General features: G+C 63.7%; 15 protein-coding genes and 4 pseudogenes. 10 read left to right on the top strand and 9 right to left on the bottom strand.

Going from position 1 to position 20291, the window contains the following annotated elements; all coding sequences use genetic code 11:
- Positions 1–5: 5 nt before the first annotated feature.
- The 4 genes from Q4543_RS10005 to Q4543_RS09990 form a co-directional block, all read right to left on the bottom strand.
- Positions 6–791 carry an ABC transporter permease gene (locus tag Q4543_RS10005; protein ID WP_303437820.1) on the bottom strand — a complete coding sequence of 262 codons (786 nt, stop codon included), beginning with the start codon at positions 789–791 and terminating at the stop codon, positions 6–8.
- Positions 792–819: 28 nt separating this feature from the next.
- Positions 820–1827, bottom strand: coding sequence for an ABC transporter substrate-binding protein (locus Q4543_RS10000; RefSeq protein ID WP_303437818.1), 1008 nt, complete (start codon positions 1825–1827; stop codon positions 820–822).
- Positions 1828–1891: 64 nt separating this feature from the next.
- Positions 1892–2722 (bottom strand): aspartate dehydrogenase, encoded by an 831-nt coding sequence (locus tag Q4543_RS09995; protein ID WP_303437817.1) that lies wholly within the window; start codon positions 2720–2722, stop codon positions 1892–1894.
- Between the two features lie 945 nt (positions 2723–3667).
- Complete coding sequence (locus tag Q4543_RS09990) at positions 3668–4450, bottom strand: IclR family transcriptional regulator (RefSeq protein WP_303437814.1); 783 nt, start codon at positions 4448–4450, stop codon at positions 3668–3670.
- A gap of 127 nt (positions 4451–4577) precedes the next feature.
- Here Q4543_RS09990 and Q4543_RS09985 point away from each other — a divergent pair, with 127 nt between their 5' ends.
- The 7 genes and pseudogenes from Q4543_RS09985 to Q4543_RS09960 form a co-directional block, all read left to right on the top strand.
- Positions 4578–6440: a TRAP transporter fused permease subunit gene (locus Q4543_RS09985; RefSeq protein WP_303437811.1), complete on the top strand. Its 1863-nt coding sequence runs from the start codon at positions 4578–4580 to the stop codon at positions 6438–6440.
- 19 nt (positions 6441–6459) lie between these two features.
- Entirely contained in the window at positions 6460–7491 is a 1032-nt protein-coding gene (locus Q4543_RS09980; protein WP_303437808.1) for a TAXI family TRAP transporter solute-binding subunit, read from the top strand.
- A gap of 54 nt (positions 7492–7545) precedes the next feature.
- A complete protein-coding gene (locus tag Q4543_RS09975) occupies positions 7546–9189 on the top strand; it encodes an alkaline phosphatase family protein (protein WP_303437807.1) in 1644 nt (547 codons plus the stop codon).
- 19 nt (positions 9190–9208) lie between these two features.
- Positions 9209–9445, top strand: coding sequence for a SulP family inorganic anion transporter (locus Q4543_RS09970; protein WP_303437803.1), 237 nt, complete (start codon positions 9209–9211; stop codon positions 9443–9445).
- Between the two features lie 213 nt (positions 9446–9658).
- Positions 9659–9718, top strand: a pseudogene (locus Q4543_RS24620) (hypothetical protein); the annotation flags it as partial.
- A gap of 118 nt (positions 9719–9836) precedes the next feature.
- Positions 9837–10286: pseudogene (locus Q4543_RS24615) on the top strand (SulP family inorganic anion transporter); the annotation flags it as partial.
- Between the two features lie 123 nt (positions 10287–10409).
- Positions 10410–11081, top strand: a pseudogene (locus Q4543_RS09960) (hypothetical protein); the annotation flags it as partial.
- A 37-nt stretch (positions 11082–11118) separates the two neighbouring features.
- Here the strand turns inward: Q4543_RS09960 and Q4543_RS09955 are convergent.
- From Q4543_RS09955 to Q4543_RS09935, 5 genes and pseudogenes are all read right to left on the bottom strand, one after another.
- Positions 11119–12407, bottom strand: a pseudogene (locus Q4543_RS09955) (IS3 family transposase).
- A 120-nt stretch (positions 12408–12527) separates the two neighbouring features.
- The gene (locus Q4543_RS09950; protein WP_216002597.1) at positions 12528–14018 is read right to left on the bottom strand and encodes a replicative DNA helicase; all 1491 of its coding nucleotides are present in this window, start codon (positions 14016–14018) and stop codon (positions 12528–12530) included.
- Positions 14019–14264: 246 nt separating this feature from the next.
- Positions 14265–14948: an orotate phosphoribosyltransferase gene (locus tag Q4543_RS09945; protein ID WP_303437796.1), complete on the bottom strand. Its 684-nt coding sequence runs from the start codon at positions 14946–14948 to the stop codon at positions 14265–14267.
- Positions 14949–15438: 490 nt separating this feature from the next.
- Positions 15439–16473 carry a dihydroorotase gene (gene pyrC, locus Q4543_RS09940; RefSeq protein WP_303437795.1) on the bottom strand — a complete coding sequence of 345 codons (1035 nt, stop codon included), beginning with the start codon at positions 16471–16473 and terminating at the stop codon, positions 15439–15441.
- Between the two features lie 205 nt (positions 16474–16678).
- Entirely contained in the window at positions 16679–17875 is a 1197-nt protein-coding gene (locus Q4543_RS09935; protein WP_303437792.1) for a cytochrome b/b6 domain-containing protein, read from the bottom strand.
- Between the two features lie 192 nt (positions 17876–18067).
- Here Q4543_RS09935 and fabD point away from each other — a divergent pair, with 192 nt between their 5' ends.
- The 3 genes from fabD to Q4543_RS09920 all read left to right on the top strand — a co-directional run bounded on the left by fabD (position 18068) and on the right by Q4543_RS09920 (position 20232).
- Positions 18068–19018, top strand: a complete 951-nt coding sequence (gene fabD, locus Q4543_RS09930; RefSeq protein ID WP_303437789.1) for an ACP S-malonyltransferase — start codon at positions 18068–18070, stop codon at positions 19016–19018.
- A 22-nt stretch (positions 19019–19040) separates the two neighbouring features.
- Positions 19041–19778: a 3-oxoacyl-ACP reductase FabG gene (fabG, locus tag Q4543_RS09925; protein ID WP_303437788.1), complete on the top strand. Its 738-nt coding sequence runs from the start codon at positions 19041–19043 to the stop codon at positions 19776–19778.
- A 220-nt stretch (positions 19779–19998) separates the two neighbouring features.
- A complete protein-coding gene (locus Q4543_RS09920) occupies positions 19999–20232 on the top strand; it encodes an acyl carrier protein (RefSeq protein ID WP_007800270.1) in 234 nt (77 codons plus the stop codon).
- Positions 20233–20291: the final 59 nt, after the last annotated feature.

Below are 20291 nucleotides of genomic sequence, written 5' to 3'. Positions count from 1 at the left end.
CAGCGTCATCGGGACAACTCGCTTTCCTGTCGGATCCGGCGCTGAAGCGGGCCAAAGATCAGCAGGTCGACGGCCATTCCCACGGCGGTGAGCATAATGCCCCACGCGATGATCGGGGCCATGAACAGCGTGTCGGACCAGTAGGCCACAAGAATGCCCACGCCGTTGGGCAGGCCGATCACTTCGGCGATCAGCACGATGCGGATGCCATAGGCAAAGGACACGCGGGCGTTGGCCACCATGTAAGACGCAATGGCGGGCAGGTAGAAGTCGGTCAGGCGCTGCCAGCCCCGGACGTGGTAGCTGTCGCACATCTCCAGAAGGTCTTTGGATATCGCCCGCACCCCTTCGGCGGTGCCCAGAAACACCGGCGCCGACAGCAGCAGCACAAGCGCCGAGACCGGCACGATATTGTCGATGCCGAACAGCACCAGCAGGATGAAGACCCAGACCACCGAGGGCACCGACATGGCGATCCAGACCGGGTTGGCCATGAAGTCCAGAACCAGCCGCTTGCGCCCCGCCAGCACGCCAAGCAGGGTTCCGACGACAAATGAAATCGCCCAAGCGACAAGCAGACGCGACAGGGTGGCACCGGCATGGGCATAGGTCGATCCCAGCGGCCCGTCGTTGGACAGGATGCGCGCCAGCTCGCCCAGCACGTTCTGCGGGGGTGGGAAAAGCCGTGGCTGGACGAGCACGAATGTCGTGATCGCCCACCACAGGCCGATGCCGACCGCAACGGGCGCGGCATTCAGCATCAGCCTTCTGGATCGGGTAAGTTCGGTCATGGTTTACGCCAGCGTGATCCGGGCCACCTCACTCGGCAACCGTCAGGGCGCCGGGGGCAAGGAATGCTGCGTCCTGCGCGGGCAGCTCCTCGACAAAGGCGCCGTCTTCAAGCAGGGCGAGGATCGCATCGATCCAGTCCTGCGTGTAATCCTCGGATGTGAGATACCAGCGCCCCTGTTCGATCAGGCCGAGCACCGAATCCACGGTTTCCGGCCCGGCCAGCCAGCCGGCATCCTGCGCCAGTTGTTCGTATTCGCCGCCCGAGGCAAAGGCTTGCGGGTTGGCCACGATCCATGCGGTGGCCTCGTCCAGCCCCGAGACAATCGTCGCGGCGGTTTGCGGGTTTTCGTCGAGCCATGTGCCCGTGGCCACCGCCCCGTTGATCACCAGCGGCTGGCCGGTCGCGGCCTCCATCGCCTCGGTGAACGAGAACACGGTCTTGAATTCCGGCAAGGCGCGCGCCGCAGCCGATGAGCCGGAAAACAGCAGGGCGGCATCGACGCGCCCCTGTTCGACCATCGCCAGAAGCGCGCCGGACGAGGCGGTCACAACGTCGAAATACTCGGTCGGATCTTCGATGTCGTAAAAGGCGCGGGTAAAGGCGCGAAAGCTCGCCCAAGTGCCAGTGCCAAAGCCCGGCATGCCAAGCGTCTTGCCCTTGAGGCTCAGAACGTCGGGGTATTGCTCTGCCTCATCGGCGCGCACCACGATGCCGTTGTACATGTTCTGCGCGCCAGCGGTGGAAAAATAGCGAAAGTCCGACCCTTCGGTGACGAACTGCACGGTCTCGATTGGTGACATCCACGCGATGTCGGTGTCGCCCGCAACAAGCAGCGCCTGCACCTGATCATAGCCGACCTTGGAAACCTCGACGTCAAGGTCGCCGAAAAAGCCGCGATCCTCGGCGACAAAGGCCGGAATGGCGCTGGCCTCGACGGTCATCGAGACCGATTGCGCCAGCAACGGTGAGGCGCCAAGGGCGAACAGGCTGGCTAGGGCTGCTGCGGGATAGGTGAGCGAAGAAGGAAATGTCATGGTCTGTGGTCCCTGTTAGTCTCAAGTCTTTGCTTGGTTTTCTTGATCGTCTTGCCGCCGGTCCTCAGGTGCCGAGGCGCAGTGGGGCCGTCATCTTGCGCAATGTCGCGATCACCGACAGCGCGGTGATGCGCCCGGTCTTGGGGTTCGCGCTGGGCACGTTTTCGATCGACATCGAGAAGCTGGCGCTGTCGGCCACCACCTCGATGGTATGGGTGTTGCGGCTCAGCGCCGGGTCGGCCCAGATCTCGATCGTGGTGCGGTCGGGACCGATCCCCGACAGGGCCAGCGCCGCCCCAACGTTGAGATTTGCCGGAAAGCCGCGCGCCGCGTCGCGGGCGCTGCCGCTGAACACCCGGATAGGGCCGGTGGCGGCGGCGATATCGATGCCGTGCTCAGCCAGATATGGCGCGCCAAGCAGGCCGCTCACCGGCTTGCGGGTGATCATCCTGACCGACTCGATGTTGCCCTCGGCGGCGGCAGTCACGGCATCAAGCGCCAGCAGTGCGCCCGAAGGGGCGATGATCTGCCCGCCATTGTCGGCGGCCAGCGTCACCAGATGTTCGGCCCCCAGAATGGCGCCCACAGACAGCACGACCGCCTTTTTCCCCGCGCAGACAAAGGGGCCGACGATCTGCTCGAACAGCGCGGCGGGGGCGCATTCCACCACCATATCGGCAAGCGGCTCGAGTTCGTCGATGGCCACCACGGGCACGTCCGGGGCGATTTCGGCAAGGCGCGCGCGCGCTGCGGCCTGATCACGGGCAGACACCGCGCCGATTTCAAAACCGGGCAGACGGCCCGATTGCACCGCGGCGACAACGCCGAAACCTATGGCGCCAAGCCCCGCAATAGCGAGACGGATCGGCTTGTTCTGGGGGGTGTCTTGCGGCACGATCCGCGCCTCCTTCCGGTCTGAAACTCCGGCCCCGGCGCATGGCTGGCTGGGCCGGGCACTCGGGGCATGTATCGAGCCTAGAAAGCCGGAAGCCCCCCGACAAACGACAAAAACGCGGCCATGTATGAGTTTTTCTCTTGCTTGGCCCTAAGACCGATACCGTGGCGCGAAACAGCCAAATGCCTGAAAAGCCGCACGCAACTTTTGGGCCGGACGTAACCCCTGGGCCGAAAACATGAGTTTTCCCACATGAGCGGAGCATCGCTGCACACCGGCGATGAAGGATTCGCCTCTCAAATTCCTCAGGTTAGTCCGGCTTCATGCCGAAGACCTGCTTTCGCCGTAATCGCACAACGACCTAGTCCACACATAACGCTCACGTCGAATGTGCGGTTCGTTCTTGGTGTGGTTTGACTTCGATATGGTCTTGCTCGCAGAGCGATACCACGAACAATCCAGTCGAACGTTTCAGCCCTGAGCGGGAGAAGCCTCGGGGTGTTGCCCGGTCTCCCTGTGCCGCATACGTCAGATAGGGGGGCAAGCCTGCCGAAGTTGGCGCAGTTTGATTGGTTGGCGCTGGATTTCAGCGCGCTGCGCCCTTGGTCGAAAACCTTGATCGTCCAGATCCCCTGTCGCGGGCGCTGATTATGCCGAGGATCGTCAGCTCTGGTGACCGACTGCCACACCCCCGAGTTGGTGGGCTGGCACCTGTCGAAATCCCGCAAGGCCACGACGGCCAGCGCCGCCCTCATCAGGCGCGTGCCTTGCGCACGCCTGCCGAGGCATTCAGATCAGCGGTCTGACCTGAGCAGAGGCAGCCGGGTCGATACTCTACTCAGGGACTGCCGGAAATCGGCACCAGAACCTGCTCGATCGTCACCGATCCTCGGGCGTGGCCAAGGTGGTGGATCGACATCGAAGAGATCGCGTTCAGGGTGTCATTCAGCCCTGCCCACAATAATCCCGACCGATTGTGTGCGCTGCTGATTGAAGCCGCGCCAAGTGGTCTCTGACCACCGTTTCCACCGAGTGTTCGCTGGCATTCCACACCAGATTGACAGCGCCGATCGGCTCTTTGCCTGCCACGATGGGGACGGCGATGGCTGCGGGCAGCGCGCCGTAATCCACCGCTCGGCCCCAATGGCCTTCGGGCCGGATAGCATAGCCGCGTTCGGCGATGCCCTTCAGGATGCGCGCCAGCCCCGGCAGGGCCTTGGCGTCTTCGCGAGGCAAGCGACTGGCGAGATCTTTCAGCGCCTTCGCCCGCTCGGGACCTGACAGGGCGCACAGATACGCCGTGCCCAAAGCCGAGAGAGTTGGCGAGGGACGAAAGCCGACGGTATCAGGATACACGCCGTTCTCCTTGAACCGCCGGGTGGTGTCGACGATCTCTGCGCGCCCGCCACCGATCCCTGCTGCCAGATCGCTGGCGAGGCCGGTGTCACGGTTCAACGCAACGAGTTCGTCCTTGGCGACGGCCAGAAGGCGATCGATGCGGTTTTCCATACGGTCTCCGGGCAGGAAAGCCGAGCCGATTTGGTAGTGGCCGTTGCTGCTTCGGCGTTGCAACCAGCGTCGCGATTCCAGCGTGGCGCAGATCCGCAGCAGCGTTGCCTTGGGCAGATCGGTGCGCGCGGCGAGCAACGCCAGCGAAATCGTGCCCGAGGCATGTACCACTTCAAGAACGCTCAGTCCGCGGTCGATTGATCGGTTGAGTTTTGTCATTTCCCATTCCACCTGGTGAAACCTGTATTCGACAGAAACTGCCTTGTCCAATAAATCTGATTCTCGCGCCCTACACCCCGAAGTGGAGATCGGAGTGAACTGGAAACAGGGCGCAAGGGAGGAAGCCGTGTCTAAACTGAACAGGTTCGCGATTGCGGATCATGCCGTTTTGCCCTTGTCGCTGGTCGTGATCGGGGTGGTCCTGTACGTCTCGCTTTTCGGCGTCTTTTCAGACTCCTACCTGCGGGTCGGCATGCTGCTGATCGGAGGCATGCTGGTCATCCTTTCGGGCATCGCACAGTCAGAGAGGCTTTGGGATCGCGCCCTGCTGGCACTGACGGCCGTCGCGCTTGCCCTCAGCGTCTATCAATACTTCCGCGCCGCCGAAGAGATTGAAACCGGGCTCTACTTCCTGAGCCAGACCGACATCTGGATGGGAGTGCTTGGCCTGATCGCCGTCATCGAACTGACGCGCCGCTCGGTCGGGCTGGTCATGGCACTGGTGGCGGCAATCGTGCTTGCCTATGGCCTTTTCGGGCATTTGGCGCCGGGGTTTCTCAGGCACGCGGGGATGTCGGCCGAAGAGCTGATGACCGTCTTGTGGTTCTCGTTTGACGGGGTCTTTGGGCGCCCGATGGCGACGGTGGTGTCGACCATCCTGATTTTCATCCTGTTCGGCGCGCTGCTCGAACTGCTTGCCATCGACCTTGTTCTGGTGCGCCTTGCGCTGGCCGCAACGGGGCGTCTGCGCTCGGGCCCGGCGGCGGCTGCGACCGTGGCAAGTGGCCTGTTCGGCACGATCTCCGGCTCTGCGGTGGCGAATGTCGTCGGCACCGGGGTGATCACCATTCCGTTGATCAAGAAACGCGGGTTTACGCCGCGCTTTGCCGCCGCCGTGGAATCCGCCGCCTCGAGCGGGGGCCAGATCACCCCGCCGATCATGGGGGCTGTGGCCTTCATCATGGCGGATGTGACCGGGGTTGCTTATCTGACGATCTGTGCCGCCGCGGCGGTGCCGGCGCTGCTGTATTACGGCGGGCTGTTCGTCGCCATTTCCAGCGCGGCGCGCAACATGGATCTGGACGAAGAGGTTCAGCCCAAGGTTCGGTTCAACTGGCGCGAGCTGGTCCAGATGGCGATCTTCGTGATCTCCCTTGCCGGGATCGTGGTCACCATGGTGGGGGGCGCATCGCCTGCCTATGCTGGGTTCGTTGGCGTTGCGCTGGCCGCAGTTATGGGGTTTGCAATCCGGCCCGACCTTTTGCTTGATGGCAAGGCGTGGCTTCGGTTCATCCGCTCCGCCGGGATGATCTCGGCGCAGCTTGTGGTGATCGTGGGCGCCGTCGGGATCGTCATCGGCGTTCTGAACCTGACCGGTGTCGGCCTGCGCTTTGCCTCGCTGCTGTCGAGCCTTGCCGAAGACCAGCTGTTCGTGTCGCTGATCCTGATGGGCATTGCCTGCCTGCTTCTGGGCATGGGGATGCCGACGGTTCCGGCCTATCTCATCATCGTTCTGGTCATGGGCCCGTCGCTGCAGAAACTGGGGGTGCCGATCGTCCACACCAATATGTTTGTGCTGTATTTCGGCGTCTTGTCAGCGATCACACCCCCTGTGGCGCTGGCCGCCTTTGCCGCCGCACCCATCGCCGGATCACGCCCGATGGCCACCGCGCTCGAGGCGTCGCGGCTGGCATTGCCGGGCTTTGTGATCCCGTTTGCCTTCATCTACAAACCGGCGCTGTTGCTGGGCACCGGCTACCCGATCATCCAGTCGGCGCAAGACATCCTGTTCGTGCTGCTTGCCACCATCCTGATCTCGCGCGCCTGCTATCCGCGTCGCGGCAAGGGTTACATGGTGCCGGTCGGGCTGGGCCTGGCCGCCGGGCTCATTTTCTTCGGGCCGGTCGTTTCATGGATCGCGGCAGCCGCGTCCATCGGTCTGCTGGTCATCGACCGGCTGGAGCTGACCACCCAAAAGCAAGTTTCATGATGGCGAGGAGGGCCACCCTATGAAAACCACCACACTCAACCGCCGCGCATTGCTGGCCAGCGCAGCCGCAGCGACAGGCGTCGCGATGCTGCCGCACGCTGCGATGGCCAAGGAATTGCTGCGCATGTCGACGCTGGGGCCGGGCACCAGCCCGAACCTCGTGATGACCACCTTCGCGAATATCATCAACCGCGAGTTGCCCGACTACGAAATCCAGCTGAACGCCACCGGCGCCGCCACGCGCCATGTTCTGGAAGTGGCGATGGGCAAGACCGCGCTCTGCATGTCCTCGCCCGCCTTGCATGCGCTGATGGCAAGCCAGCGCGCGATGTTCGAAAAGATGGATAAAGCGCCCGAACTGGCGAAAAAGCTGCGCACGGTGCTGAATTTCCCGATGGGGGTCTATCACATTGCAGTCTACGAGAATTCTGGCATCAAGACGCTGGAGGACGTGCGTGGCAAGCGGGTCTTTCTTGGCCCGCCGGGGAGCGCGGCCTACGCCACGATGCAGCTGCTCTTTGATGAGCTGACCGGGCTTGAGGCTGGCACCGATTACGAGGCGGTCAAGCTGGGCTGGGATGCCGCCGCAGCCTCGTTTCAGGATGGCAATCTCGACGTCTATTGCAACCCGACCAACGCGCCGAGCCCGGTTCTGACGCAGATCGCCGTGACCAACCCGATCCGCTTTCTGGGGATCCCCGAGGATCGGCTTGACAGCGAGGGAGTCAAGGCGCTGGCCAACCGTCCGGGGTTCGGCCTTGGAACCCTGCCTGCCGGGGTCTATGGCGACAACCAGCAGAACGAAACCGATGTGACCACCCTGCGCGTCACCGTCGGCATCGTCGCCAACGAAAACGCCGACGAACAGATGATCTACGAGATGACCAGAACCTTCTTTGCCGGGGTCGCGGAAATGGGCGAAAGCGCGCCTTGGCTCAGGGCGATCACGCCGCAAGCGGCCGTGGTCGATCTTAACATGCCGTTGCATCCGGGGGCTTTGCGCGCGCTCGAAGAGTTGGGCGTTTCCATTCCCGACGTTGGACGTATGTAAATAAAACCGGCGGGGGCGATAGCGTCCCCGCCCAGACTTCAGGTGCCCGGACTTATGACCAAGAACGTTCTCTTCATCATGTGCGACCAGCTTCGGTGGGATTACCTGTCCTGTACCGGGCACCCGCATCTGCACACGCCGCATATCGACCGGCTGGCCGAACGCGGCGTGCTGTTCGATCGGGCCTATGTGCAGTCGCCGATCTGCGGCCCGTCGCGGATGTCGTTCTACACCGGGCGCTATGCCAGCTCGCATGGCTCGACCTGGAACGGTATCCCGCTCAAGGTCGGAGAGATGACGCTGGGCGATCATCTGCGCCCGCTGGGCGTGCGCACCGCTCTGTGCGGCAAGACCCACATGACGGCCGACGTCGAGGGCATGCGCCGCCTTGGTCTGGCGCCGGACAGCGAGATCGGCGTGCGGGTCGCGGAATGCGGGTTCGAACCGTTCGAACGCGATGACGGGTTGCATCCCGACGGCACCCGATACGCCCGCAACCCGGCTTATGACAGCTTCATGAAGCAGCGCGGCTGGCAGGACGAAAACCCGTGGAACAGCGTTGCCAACAGCGCCGAAGACGAGGATGGCAACCTTCTTAGCGGCTGGTTCCTTGATAACGCCGACAAGCCTGCCCGCGCTCCTGACGAGGAAAGCGAAACCCCCTATATCACCGGGCGCGCAATGGATTTCATCCGCGAGGCCGGCGACACGCCTTGGTGCCTGCACCTGAGCTACATCAAGCCGCACTGGCCCTATATCGTCTCGCCGCCCTATCACGACATGTACGGCCCCGAGACCCATCTTGATCCGGTGCGCAGCGAGGCGGAAAAGGCAGATCCGCATCCGGTCTACGGCGCCTTCATGCAAGAGCGCGTCTCGCGCGCCTTCACCGATGACACCGCGCGCACCCGTGTGCTGACCGCCTACATGGGGCTGATCAAACAGCTTGATGATCAGATCGGGCGGTTGATGGCCTTTGTGGAAGAGCAGGGGTTGGCGGATGAAACGATGATCGTCTTCACCTCGGATCATGGCGATTATCTTGGCGATCACTGGATGGGCGAGAAAGAGCTGTTTCACGACCCCTCGGCCCGCATCCCCCTGATCATCGTCGATCCCAGCCCAAAGGCCGACGCGACGCGAGGACTGAAATCGCTGGCGCTGGTCGAAGCCATCGACGTCGTGCCCACCATCCTTGATTATTTCGGCGGCGTTCAGGTGCCCCATATCATCGAAGGCCGCTCGCTGCTGCCAATTCTGCATGGCGAGGTGGACCGCTTGCGGGATGTTGCGGTGTCGGAATACGACTATTCGATGCGCGACGTGCGCAGCCGGCTCGGGGTCGAGGTCAAGGATGCCAAGCTGACCATGCTGTTCGACGGGCGGTGGAAATACATCTTTGCCGAAGGGTTCCGGCCCATGCTGTTCGATCTGCAAACCGACCCGGACGAGCTGACAGATCTGGGCGCCGACCCGGACCATGCGCAGGAACTGGCCCGGCTCAGGCAGCTGTTCTTCGACTGGACCCGGCGCACCTCGCAGCGCACCACCATCTCGGACGCGCAGATCGCGTCGCGCGACGCCAGTATCGGCGAGGCCAAGGTGGGCATCCTGATCGGCTATCGCAACGAGAGCGAATTGCGAGAGGTTCTGGAGCGCGCCGAAGCGCAGGACAAGCGGTCTGGCAAGCTGTCCTAAGGCCATGTACCGGGCAAACATGCTGCTGAAGCGTCTGTCGCCGATCCGGCCATGGTTTCGCAACAATACCGCCGCATCGCTCAAGGCCGATGCGCTGGCCGGATTGACCAACGCGACCATCGTCCTGCCTCCGGGGGTCGCTTTTGCGATCATCGCCGGGCTGCCGACGGAATACGGGCCGTTCGCCGCGATCATCGTCACCATCGTGTCGGCGATCTGGGGGCCTCCCGCGTCATGGTCTCGGGGCCGACCATAGCCATTTCCGCGGTGCTTTTCGCCGCATTGAGCGGGCTCGCCGTACCCGGCAGTGCCGAGTACATCGCTATGGCACTTGCGCTGCTCTGGTGAGACTGTTGCAGCTTTTGGCCGGTCTTACCGGGCTTGGCGACCTGATCGCCGTCATCTCGCATTGGGTTGTCGTAGGGCTCACGGCGGCAGCCGCGCTCTTGCCCGCCGCTGGGGCTGAGGCCTGCTCGAAGCGATCTCGATCGGCAAATTCTTCGCCATCCGGCGCGAGGAGGTATACGATTCAGCTCAGGAGATGGTGGGGCAGGGGGTGTCGAACCTGACGGTCAGCTTTTTTCCAATGCCATGCCGACTCCGGCTCTTTCACCGGTTCCGGGCCGAATGCGCAAAGCGGGGCGACATCGCCGCTGTCGGCAATCTTCGCCGCCCTGTTCCTGATGGTCCTGCTGGTTTTGTTCGCACCTTTCGTACGCCATGTGCCGGTGCCCGCGGTGGTCGCCATCACCCTGTATGTCGCGGGCAAACTGATCAACTTCGCTGAAATTCGCCACATCGTCAGCACAAGTCGGTCCGAGACCTTCATCCTTGCCGCGACCTTTCTGACAGTCGCGTTTTCCGAGAATTTCGCCATTCTCGTCGGGGTCATCGCGACGCTCTCGGCCTGTCTGCACAAAAGCGCCCGTGCGCTTGTGGCGGTCGGGGCCCCAATTGATATCAATGGCCGCCGTGTCTTCATGAATGCCGAGCTCTACCGCCTGCCGCATTGCCCCCAGATCCGTTTCATCCGCATCGAGGGACCGCTGATCTTTGCCTCGATCGAACATGTGGCGCAGGAATTCCGGCGGAGGTAGGCGCAAGACGGCGTCAAGACCAACCTCCTCAACCTCAAGGGCGACGGCAAGATCCATCTGGCCGACGCTGGTTTCAGTCTTGCAGAAGCCCGGCGGGCGCGTCGATCTGGCCATGACCTCCACCTGTGTAATTTCGAGAAAGTCGGTGATACCGGTTGGCTTGATAAAGAGGCGGGCCCACGAAGTGAGCTGCTTCTTGGTGTCTTCCTTGATGTGCTCGCGATGCCTCTCGACGTTGATGCTCTCATGCTGGAGGCCAAGTATGGCGGGATGGAAGTTTCCGAGGCGGCCATGCTGAAGGCGTCTGAGGATGAGAACACCAAACTCAAACGCCTGCTGGCAGACGCCATGCCCGACAATATCGTCCTGAAGGACTTTCTGGGAATAGTGGCCGCCAGCCTGCCATCTGTTCGAGAACAAGGCCGACCCTGACGACATTGACCAAGCGGCGAGATGCGGAGCTCCGGGCACTGTGGGATCATGACATCTCGCAGCGCCGGGCGTGTCGGCTGGTTGGTGTCGATCCCAAGACAGTTCGGCGTGAACGCCCGTCCCGCTGCCCGACAACACATGCGAAGTCTGTGTGAGAGGGGGACAGTGCCGCGATCCCCAAGGAGATGCAGGAAATCGCCGCCAAGCGGCGCAGGTTTGGCTCTCCCACTGCCCGGCACGGTATTGCGCGCAGCAATGTCCCGAGAGAGGCCGGATCGGCGTGCTGCTGTAACGCAAGGGCATGAGCATGACCCACAGAAGCTCTACCGGATCTATCGTGTGAAAGGGCTGTCCGCGAAGCGATAATCCCCCCGTTTTTGCGGGGGCTTGGTCGTAGAATTTACGCGGCCATCTTCAGTTTCTGTGCAGGTGTCATCCCGCCGTTGCCCATGTTGGGGCGTTCATGGTTGTAGGACCAGAGCCACTCGGTGCCAATCTTCTGGACCTCTTCAATGCTTTCGAAAATGTATAAGTCCAGCCATTCGTGCCGGACCGTTCGGTTGTAGCGCTCGACATAAGCGTTCTGCTGAGGATTTCCGGGCTGGATGTATGCCAAGGCAATGCCCCGGTTCTCGGCCCATTCCATGCACTGCCCGGCAGGGTATTCCGCAGGAATATCCCGAGAGGGAGGGTGCCGCTGATATATTCCGGGCCGTTGTCGACTCGAATTGTCCTGGGTGCGCCGCGCCATTCGATGATCTGGTTCAGTGCGCGCAGGACCCGTTCCGCAGGCAGTGAAAAGTCGATCTCAATGCCCAGTCCTTCGCGGTTGAAGTCATCCAAAACGTTCAGCAACCGGAATTGCCGTCCATCCCCCAGCCTGTCGGCCATGAAGTCCATCGACCAGACCTCATTCGGGGCCTCAGGCACAGCCAGTTCGTCCGGCTTTTGCCGCTTCAGACGCTTGCGCGGCTTGATGGTCACCCGGCAGGGCATTGCATCGCAATGTCCCGAGAGGGGCGCAGGTTCAGCTCCAGCTCGCGGTAGATCCGGTAGACCCGCTTGTGGTTCCACCTATGACCCTGCACGTTGCGCAGATACAGGAAACACAAGCCAAAGCCCCAAGTCTTCCTTGCAGCCGTCAAGCCGAGGAGCAGGTCGGCGATTTGCTCGTTCTCCCCGTCCATCTTCGGGCTGTACCGATAGCACGTCTCACTGACATCAAATGCCCGGCACGCCAGCGCAATGCTGACGCCCTTCATCGCCCCCGCTTTCACGGCCAACTCTCGGCGTTGCCCCTCTCGGGCCATTGCGGCGCAATGCCCTGCCGGGCAGTGGGTGGCCGGATTATTTTTTTCCGAGCGCCTCCTTCAGCAGGTCGTTCTGCATGCTGACGTCAGCGTACATGCGCTTCAGGCGGCGGTTCTCCTCGGCCGTCGCCTTCATCTCGCTGATGAGACTGGCGTCCCTCTCACACATGCTTTGCATGTGTTGCCGGGCAGTGCATGCCGCCATACTTCGCCCGCCATTTGTACAGCGTGGCACTGCTCATCGCGTGCTCGCGGCACAACTCTGAAGCAGGAACCCCGCCTTCCATCTGGCGCAGCACGCCCCCTCTCGGGCCATTGCTGCGCAATGCCCTGCCGGGAAGTGCATGATCTGGGCTTCTGTGAAGCGTGTCTGCTTCATCGGAATTTCCTCGTTCATCCCGCCGAGAAAATTCTACTTCCGCATCCTCTTAACATCGGGGGGGATTACCCTGAATAGGCCACCCTTTTCTTATGGTCTCTCCTGCCTCGAATCGGCGGATCAGTACCCGGCGTCGTCGCCGTTTTGCTGCCACGGCTTCACGAGGTTGCCGAACCGGGTGAACTGGCTTTCGAAGGACAGCTCGACCGTGCCGATGGGGCCGTGACGCTGCTTGCCGATGATCACCTCGGCCTTGCCGTGCAGGCGTGACATCTTTTCCTGCCATGCCGCCATTTCGTCGAGCCGGTCATCCGACGGCTTTTCGCGTTCGGTGTAATATTCCTCGCGGAACACGAACATCACCACGTCGGCATCCTGTTCGATCGAGCCCGATTCCCGCAGGTCGGACAGCTGCGGGCGCTTGTCCTCGCGGTTTTCGACCTGACGCGACAGCTGCGACAGGGCGATCACCGGGATGTTCAGCTCTTTGGCGATGGCTTTCAGGCCCATCGAGATCTCGCCGATCTCCTGCACCCGGTTGTCGGCGGTGCCGCGCAGAAGCTGCAGATAGTCGACGATCACCACGTCAAGCCCATGCGTCCGCTTCAGCCGCCGCGCCCGCGCCGCGACCTGCGAAATCGGCAGGGCGGGGGTGTCGTCGATGAACAGCGGGCAGGCCTCGAGCTCCTTGGCGGCATCGACGAAACGGCGGAATTCGCGCTCGTCCATGTCGCCCTGACGAATCTTGTGCGAGCTGATCTCGGACGCTTCGGCCAAGATCCGGCTCGCCAGCTGCTCGGCGCTCATTTCGAGGCTGAAGAACCCGACAACGCCGCCGTCGAGCGCGCCTTCGGTACCATCGGTCTTGATCCCGCGCCGATAGGCCTTGGCGATGTTGAAGGCGATGTTGGTGGCCAGCGAGGTCTTGCCCATCGACGGGCGCCCGGCAAGGATCAACAGGTCGGACGGGTGCAGGCCGCCCAGCTTTTTGTCCATATCGGCAAGGCCGGTGGAAATGCCCGCAAGCCCGCCCTCGCGCTGGTAGGCGGCGTTGGCGACATGCACGGCATCGGTGACCGCGCGCAGGAAGGATTGAAAGCCGCCCTCGGAGCTGCCCTGCTCGGCCATCTTGTAGAGCGCCTGTTCGGCCTCGACGATCTGCTCGCGCGGCTCGGATTTGACATCGACCTTGGCGGCCTTGTCGGCGATGTCGCGCCCCAGCCGGATCAGGTCGCGGCGCACCGCCATATCATAGATCATCTGCGCGTAATCGCGCACCGCAAAGCTAGACACCGCCGCACCGGCAAGGCGCACCAGATAGGCCGGCCCGCCCAGTTCCTTGAGCCCCTCGTCGCTTTCCATGAACGCCTTGAGCGTCACCGGCGAGGCGAGGTTGTTCTTGGCGATGCGCGCGGCGGCGATCTCAAAGATGCGCGCGTGCACCGGCTCGTAGAAATGCGCCGCAGTCAGAATCGCCGCGACGCGGTCGTAGACGTCGTTGTTGGTCAGGATCGCGCCCAGCAGCTGCTGCTCGGCCTCGATCGAATGCGGCATCGTGTCGGCCTGATCGATCTCGACACCGGTCGCATTGAATACGCTATGATCGTTCATTGCTCTGCCCTGCCTTGTGCCTGTTCCCGATTGTACCCCGTACGCTCCCCAGCGGTTCGGCTGCTATAAGCCGAAGCGCGGGGCGGGACCAATCTGTATATCTCTGTGGAGAACTGGCGCATAAGCCCGGTATTGCCCGGATCGTGGCGCAGCTCTCGCCGGATATCGTAGCAGATTGCACGATTCCCGCAACATCTGGGGCGGTGTTCAGCGATTCGACGCGGGGGGTTGCCCCGCGCCGCCCGTTTAGGATGCGCCGTTTTCCGCCTGCCACTTGCGCGGGTCGGCAAGGAAGGCTTCGACCGCCGCCAGCGTGCCCGCGTCGAAGCCGCCGCGCTCCTTGGCCTCGGCCAGAACGTCGTGCCATGTGCACAGGTGGTGCAGCGTGACGCCGTGATCGCCAAGGGTCTTGGTGGTTTCGGGGAAGATGCCGTAGTAAAAGATCACCGCGGTATGAGCGCAGGTGGCACCGGTTTCGCGGATGGCATCGACAAAGGACAGCTTGGAGCCGCCATCGGTGGTCAGATCCTCGACCAGCAGCACGCGCTGGCCTTCGCTCATCACGCCTTCGATGCGGGCGTTGCGGCCATAGCCCTTGGGCTTCTTGCGCACATAGGTCATCGGCAGGGCCATGCGTTCGGCCACCATGGCGGCAAAGGGAATGCCCGCCGTTTCGCCGCCAGCGATGTTGTCGAAGGCTTCGAAGCCGGCATTGCGCATCACGGTCGCCGTGAGGAAATCCATCAGGGTCGAACGCACGCGGGGGAACGAATTGGGCTTGCGGCAGTCGATATAGACCGGCGAGGGCAGGCCCGAGGCCAGCTTGAACGGCTCTCCGCCCTCCATGAAATGCACGGCGCCGATTTCCCACAGCATCCGTGCGGTCAGGCGGGCCATCTCTTCGGGCGAGGGGTAGGACGAGGGGATCATGGGCACAACTCCAGCGGCAGGTTTCGCCCCCTCTAGCCCATATCCACGCCCAAGCGAAAGAGCGCCGGGTCATGGACCATGGCGTTGATCGGAAAAAACCGGCGCGCGGGGCGCTCAGCCGTACGAATTGGTCTGCGCCTAGACCATCCGGTTCGGCATCGGCTCGCTGAGCCGGCGCTGCGGCAGATGGCGCCCGCCACGGGTATAGGCCTCCAGCCCGCCGCTGCGTCGGCTCGCCCACTTTTGCACCGCGCCGGATTGTGCCTGTGTGTGATGCACCAGCTTGTGCCGCAGGCGCAGGCGCCAGAGCGGGGTGTCATGGGCGGCGTCATACTCGGCCGCGCCGTCGATTCCTGCCCTGACCGGAATGCCGCTGCCGCGACCAGATGCGCAGGAAACGGATGGGAGCGCGCACGCCGCTCATGAAAACGCGCCTCACCTGCGGGCAGATGGGCGCGTCTTGCCTGATGTCGGTGAAGGGCCGGGGCGCTCAGAGCACCTGCCAATGCAGCGGGAAGCCCGGATCGAAGACCGTGAGCGGCCCGGCGCCGGTCTCGATCTTTGCCGGATAGCTCACCGGCGCGCCCTTGCGCAGGGTCGTGAGGGCGTCGTTCGGGGCCAGCCCGTAGAAGGCGGGTCCGTTCAAAGAGGTGAACGCCTCAAGCCGGTCTAGCGCGCCGGCGGCCTCGAAGACCTCGGCGAGGATCGACATGGTGTTGGTCGCGGTGAAGCAGCCAGCGCAGCCGCAGCCGCTTTCCTTGGCCGGGTCACTATGCGGAGCGCTGTCGGTGCCCAGGAAGAAGGTCGCATCGCCCGAGGTCGCGGCCTCGAGCAGCGCCAGTCGATGGCTTTCGCGCTTGGCGACGGGCAGGCAGTAGTAATGCGGCTTGATGCCACCGACGAGGATGTGGTTGCGGTTGATCACAAGGTGATGCGTGGTGATCGTCGCGCCAAGCGTGTCGCCTCCCGAGCGTGCGTAATCGACACCGTCCTTGGTGGTGATGTGCTCCATCACCACCTTGAGGCCGGGGGTGGCGCGGCGGATCGGATCGAGCACGCGGTCGATGAACACCGCCTCGCGGTCGAAGATGTCGATCTCGGCATCCACGACCTCGCCATGGACACAGAGCGGAATGCCGGCTTCGGCCATCGCCTCGAGCACCGGGCGCACCTTGTCGAAATCGCGCACCCCGGAGGCCGAATTGGTGGTCGCACCCGCCGGGTAAAGCTTGACCGCGGTGACGATACCGTCCTGCTTGGATTTAACGACATCCGCAGGGTCGGTCGCCTCGGTCAGGTAAAGCGTCATCAGCGGCGTGAAATCCACGCCATCCGGTACCGCGGCAAGGATGCGCTCGCGGTACGCGGCCGCTTCGGCGCCGGTGACCACGGGAGGCACCAGATTGGGCATGATGATCGCACGGCCAAAATGGCGGGCGCTTTCGGGGGCAACGGCGCTGAGCATCTCGCCATCGCGCAGATGCAGGTGCCAGTCGTCTGGACGACGCAGGGTGATCTCGGTCATGAGGGCGCGATATCATGGCCGCGCGCGCTGGACCAGACGTGTCGATGGGATGCTGAGGGCGGAAGGGGGCGCTGCCCTCCGCGCGTTGCGCTCCCCCCGGGATATTTTGGGCCAGAAGAAACAGGGGCGCGGCGCTCTGATTTCTTCTGGCTGCAAATATCCCCGCCGGAGGCTGGCCGGACATCGCGGTCTGGCGCGGCGCGGGTCAGTTCTCGCTGCGGGTTGCGGTCAAAGTCACGCGCAGCTGCACCTCGTATCCAAGTTGCGACGGGTCACTCATGCCGTCGCCAATGGCAAAGTCGCGACGGTCGAGCATGGCGTGGCCGGTCATCGTTGCAGTGTCGCCCTCGACGGTCAGATCGAAGGGCAGGGTCAGCGGTATCGAAGCGCCTTTGAGCGCGAGCATTCCCTTTGCCTCGCGGCCATCATCCGTGCGGATGAGGTCGGCTTGGAATGTGGCCGTGGGATGCTCGGTCGCGGCAAAGAAGTCGGGCCCGAGCGCTTGTTTCGTGACCGAGCCTAAGGCAAGCGAGGGGATAGCGATCTGCACCGTTACGTGCCCTTCGGGGCCGGGCGCGGCCGCTTCGGCCCAGGCGATGGCGGCGGTCCAGTCGGCAAAGCTGCCGGTGATTTCAGTGCCCATCTGCATCACGCTGATCGAGAGCGATCCAGCCTGCACCTGCCAGTCTGACACGGCGGCTTCGAGCTTGGGCGTCTCGGCGGTGGGGGCGGTGCCGTACAGGCCCGCCGCGGCGCCGCCGCTCAGCAGGGCGAGCCATGCTGCGCTGGCAAGAAGGGCGGGCGTTGCGTGGCCTTTGTGGGGGTGGGGGGTGCCTGCGCGGATGCCCTTGGCCATGCGTGCAAGGGTGGCGTCACGGTCGATCACTGCGTGTTTCAGCGCCCCGGCGATGTGCAGCGCAAGTGCGGCGACGAGCAGCCATTGCGCGAGGAAATGCACCTCGGCAAAGCTTCCCGCCAGCGCGGGGGAATTGGGCACCAGCGGCAGGTCTTGGCCCAGCGGCCACCAGATTGGCGCGAAGCCATCGGTCGCCGCATGTTCGATCCAGCCGGACAGCGGCACCAGCACCAGCGCACTGTAGAGGGCCCAGTGCACGGCTTCGGCCAACAGGGTTTCAGCGCGCCGCTCCGGGTGCAGGGGCACCGGGCGCGGTTGGCTCAGGGCAAAGCCGATGCGCGCCAACGCAATGAAGAAGATGGCGACACCCAGCGTCTTGTGGGCCGAGAACAGCGTGGTCTTGGTGGTGATCGCCGCGGCATCCTGCATCGGCCACAGGTGCGCGGCCCATCCAAGCGGGATCATGAGCGCGATCCCAAGGGCGATCAGCCAGTGGAACAAGCGGGCTATGCCGCCATAGGCGGTGGCGGTGTTGGAAAGGGGCATGTCTGGCTCCTGCGGGCGGGGCATCTAGGTGACAGGATAGGTGCCCGTTTGGCGGCGCATGGGCAATTGCGGCCCGGCGCACAGCGGACGTGCGCATCGCGCGAGCGTTGCGAAACCATGGCAACCCCGTTAATGGAGGCGTCCAACACGGGGCGCAGCGCGCCCGCACCGCAGATGCAGACGGAGGACCCCATGTCGCGAGCGTTCATCTTTCCCGGCCAAGGCGCCCAGACCATCGGCATGGGCCGCGCGCTGGCCGAGGCCTATCCGGCGGCCAAGGCGATCTTTGACGAGGTCGATGCGGCACTTGACCAGAGCCTGTCCTCGCTGATCTGGGAGGGCGACGCGGAAACTCTGACGCTGACCGAAAACGCCCAGCCCGCGCTGATGGCGACCTCGCTGGCGGCGCTGCGTGCGCTAGAGGCCGAGGGCGTGCAGGTCGACTCTGCCGCCTTTGTCGCCGGGCATTCGCTGGGCGAGTATTCGGCGCTGACCGCTGCCGGCGCGCTGAGCGTTGCCGATGCGGCGCGTCTGTTGCGCATTCGTGGCCGCGCCATGCAAAGCGCGGTGCCGGTCGGAATGGGCGCGATGGCGGCGCTGCTCGGGCTTGATCTTGCCACCGCGCGCGAGGTGGCCGCCGAGGCCGCCGCCGATGGCGGTGTCTGCGCCGCGGCCAATGACAATGATCCGGGGCAGGTGGTGATTTCCGGCAGCAAGGACGCGGTCGAGCGCGCTGTCGAGATCGCCAAGGCCAAGGGGGCCAAGCGGGCCGTGATGCTGCCGGTCAGCGCCCCGTTCCATTGCGCCCTGATGGCGCCCGCAGCCGAGGTCATGGCCGAGGCGCTGGCCGCTGTGCAGATCAAGGCGCCCTCGGTGCCGCTGGTTGCCAACGTGCGCGCGGCGGCGCTCAGCGATCCGGACGAAATCCGGGCGCTGCTGGTCGAGCAGGTCACCGGATCGGTGCGCTGGCGCGAGTCGGTCCAGTACATGCTTGGGCAGGGCGTCACCGAATTCTGGGAAATTGGCGCGGGCAAGGCGCTGTCGGGCATGGTGCGGCGCATCGAGCGCTCTGCTGCCGTGCAGAACATCGGCACGCCCGAGGAGGTCGCCAAGGTCATCGCGGCGGACACCGCGGCTGAGTGAGACACTATAAAGAGGACGGGCAATGTTCGATCTGACAGGAAAATGCGCGCTGATCACCGGCGCATCGGGCGGCATCGGCGGCGCAATCGCCAAGGCGCTGCACGGGGCCGGGGCCACGGTGGCGCTGTCTGGCACCCGCGAGGCGCCGCTTCAGGCGCTGGCGGATGAGCTGGGCGAGCGGGTCTTTGTGCTGCCGTGCAATCTTTCCGACCCCGAGGCGGTCGCGGCGCTGCCCAAACAGGCGGCCGAGGCGATGGGCGCGGTTGATATTCTCGTGAACAACGCCGGGATCACCCGCGACAACCTGTTCATGCGGATGTCGGACGACGAATGGCAGTCGGTCATCGATGTGAACCTGACCGCGACCTTCAAGCTCTGCAAGGGTGTGCTGCGGGGCATGATGAAGGCGCGCTGGGGCCGGATCGTCAATATCTCGTCGGTCGTCGGGGCCACGGGGAATCCGGGGCAGGGCAACTATGCCGCCTCCAAGGCGGGCATGGTGGGCATGTCGAAATCGCTGGCCTACGAGGTTGCATCGCGCGGAATCACGGTGAATGCCGTCGCGCCCGGATTCATCGAAACCGCGATGACGGACAAGCTGTCCGATGACCAGAAGGCCGGCATTCTGGGGCAGATTCCGGCCGGCCGCATGGGCTCTGCCGATGAGATCGCGGCAGCGGTTCTGTACCTTTCCAGCCCTGAATCCGCTTATGTCACGGGCAGCACGCTGCACGTAAACGGCGGCATGGCAATGCTGTGAGAACGGCCTTCTTCATGCTGCCGGAAAGCATTTGCCATCTGACAAGCGTGTGATATAGGCCCGCATGGATTAGGGCCTCGGGGGTGCGAAGACTCGCGCCCCCGAGGTTTGACCCGGACCGACCGGGAAGAGCCGCCCGGGCAACGGGCGACATGAGCCGCCACCCCGGTGGGGCGAGGGCAGAGATGGGCAAGAGCCCGGAAAATTGTGAGGACGGAAAATGAGCGATATTCCTGATCGCGTTCGCAAGATCGTTGTCGAGCACCTTGGTGTGGAAGAAGACAAGGTGACCGAGAGCGCCTCGTTCATCGACGATCTGGGCGCGGACAGCCTTGACACGGTCGAGCTGGTCATGGCCTTCGAGGAAGAGTTCGGGATCGAGATCCCCGACGACGCCGCCGAAACCATCCAGACCTTCGGTGACGCGGTCAAGTTCATCAAGGAAGCCTCGTAAGAGTCTTTCGGACCGACCGGATTTCCAAGGCGGCGCCCCAGCGGGGCGCCGCCTTTTTT

The organism is Salipiger sp. 1_MG-2023, from assembly GCF_030547555.1.
Lineage (GTDB): Bacteria > Pseudomonadota > Alphaproteobacteria > Rhodobacterales > Rhodobacteraceae > Salipiger.
The sequence above is the reverse complement of the archived record's forward strand: the minus strand, read 5'-3'. Positions and strand labels throughout refer to the sequence as shown.

Bases quoted from the DNA above. Each gene is read 5' to 3' on its own strand.
- Q4543_RS10005 (WP_303437820.1), bottom strand. From the start codon at position 791: ATGACCGAACTTACCCGATCCAGAAGGCTGATGCTGAATGCCGCGCCC.
- Q4543_RS10000 (WP_303437818.1), bottom strand. From the start codon at position 1,827: ATGACATTTCCTTCTTCGCTCACCTATCCCGCAGCAGCCCTAGCCAGC.
- Q4543_RS09990 (WP_303437814.1), bottom strand. From the start codon at position 4,450: ATGACAAAACTCAACCGATCAATCGACCGCGGACTGAGCGTTCTTGAA.
- Q4543_RS09980 (WP_303437808.1), top strand. From the start codon at position 6,460: ATGAAAACCACCACACTCAACCGCCGCGCATTGCTGGCCAGCGCAGCC.
- Q4543_RS09975 (WP_303437807.1), top strand. From the start codon at position 7,546: ATGACCAAGAACGTTCTCTTCATCATGTGCGACCAGCTTCGGTGGGAT.
- Q4543_RS09970 (WP_303437803.1), top strand. From the start codon at position 9,209: ATGCTGCTGAAGCGTCTGTCGCCGATCCGGCCATGGTTTCGCAACAAT.
- Q4543_RS09950 (WP_216002597.1), bottom strand. From the start codon at position 14,018: ATGAACGATCATAGCGTATTCAATGCGACCGGTGTCGAGATCGATCAG.
- Q4543_RS09945 (WP_303437796.1), bottom strand. From the start codon at position 14,948: ATGATCCCCTCGTCCTACCCCTCGCCCGAAGAGATGGCCCGCCTGACC.
- pyrC (WP_303437795.1), bottom strand. From the start codon at position 16,473: ATGACCGAGATCACCCTGCGTCGTCCAGACGACTGGCACCTGCATCTG.
- Q4543_RS09935 (WP_303437792.1), bottom strand. From the start codon at position 17,875: ATGCCCCTTTCCAACACCGCCACCGCCTATGGCGGCATAGCCCGCTTG.
- fabD (WP_303437789.1), top strand. From the start codon at position 18,068: ATGTCGCGAGCGTTCATCTTTCCCGGCCAAGGCGCCCAGACCATCGGC.
- fabG (WP_303437788.1), top strand. From the start codon at position 19,041: ATGTTCGATCTGACAGGAAAATGCGCGCTGATCACCGGCGCATCGGGC.
- Q4543_RS09920 (WP_007800270.1), top strand. From the start codon at position 19,999: ATGAGCGATATTCCTGATCGCGTTCGCAAGATCGTTGTCGAGCACCTT.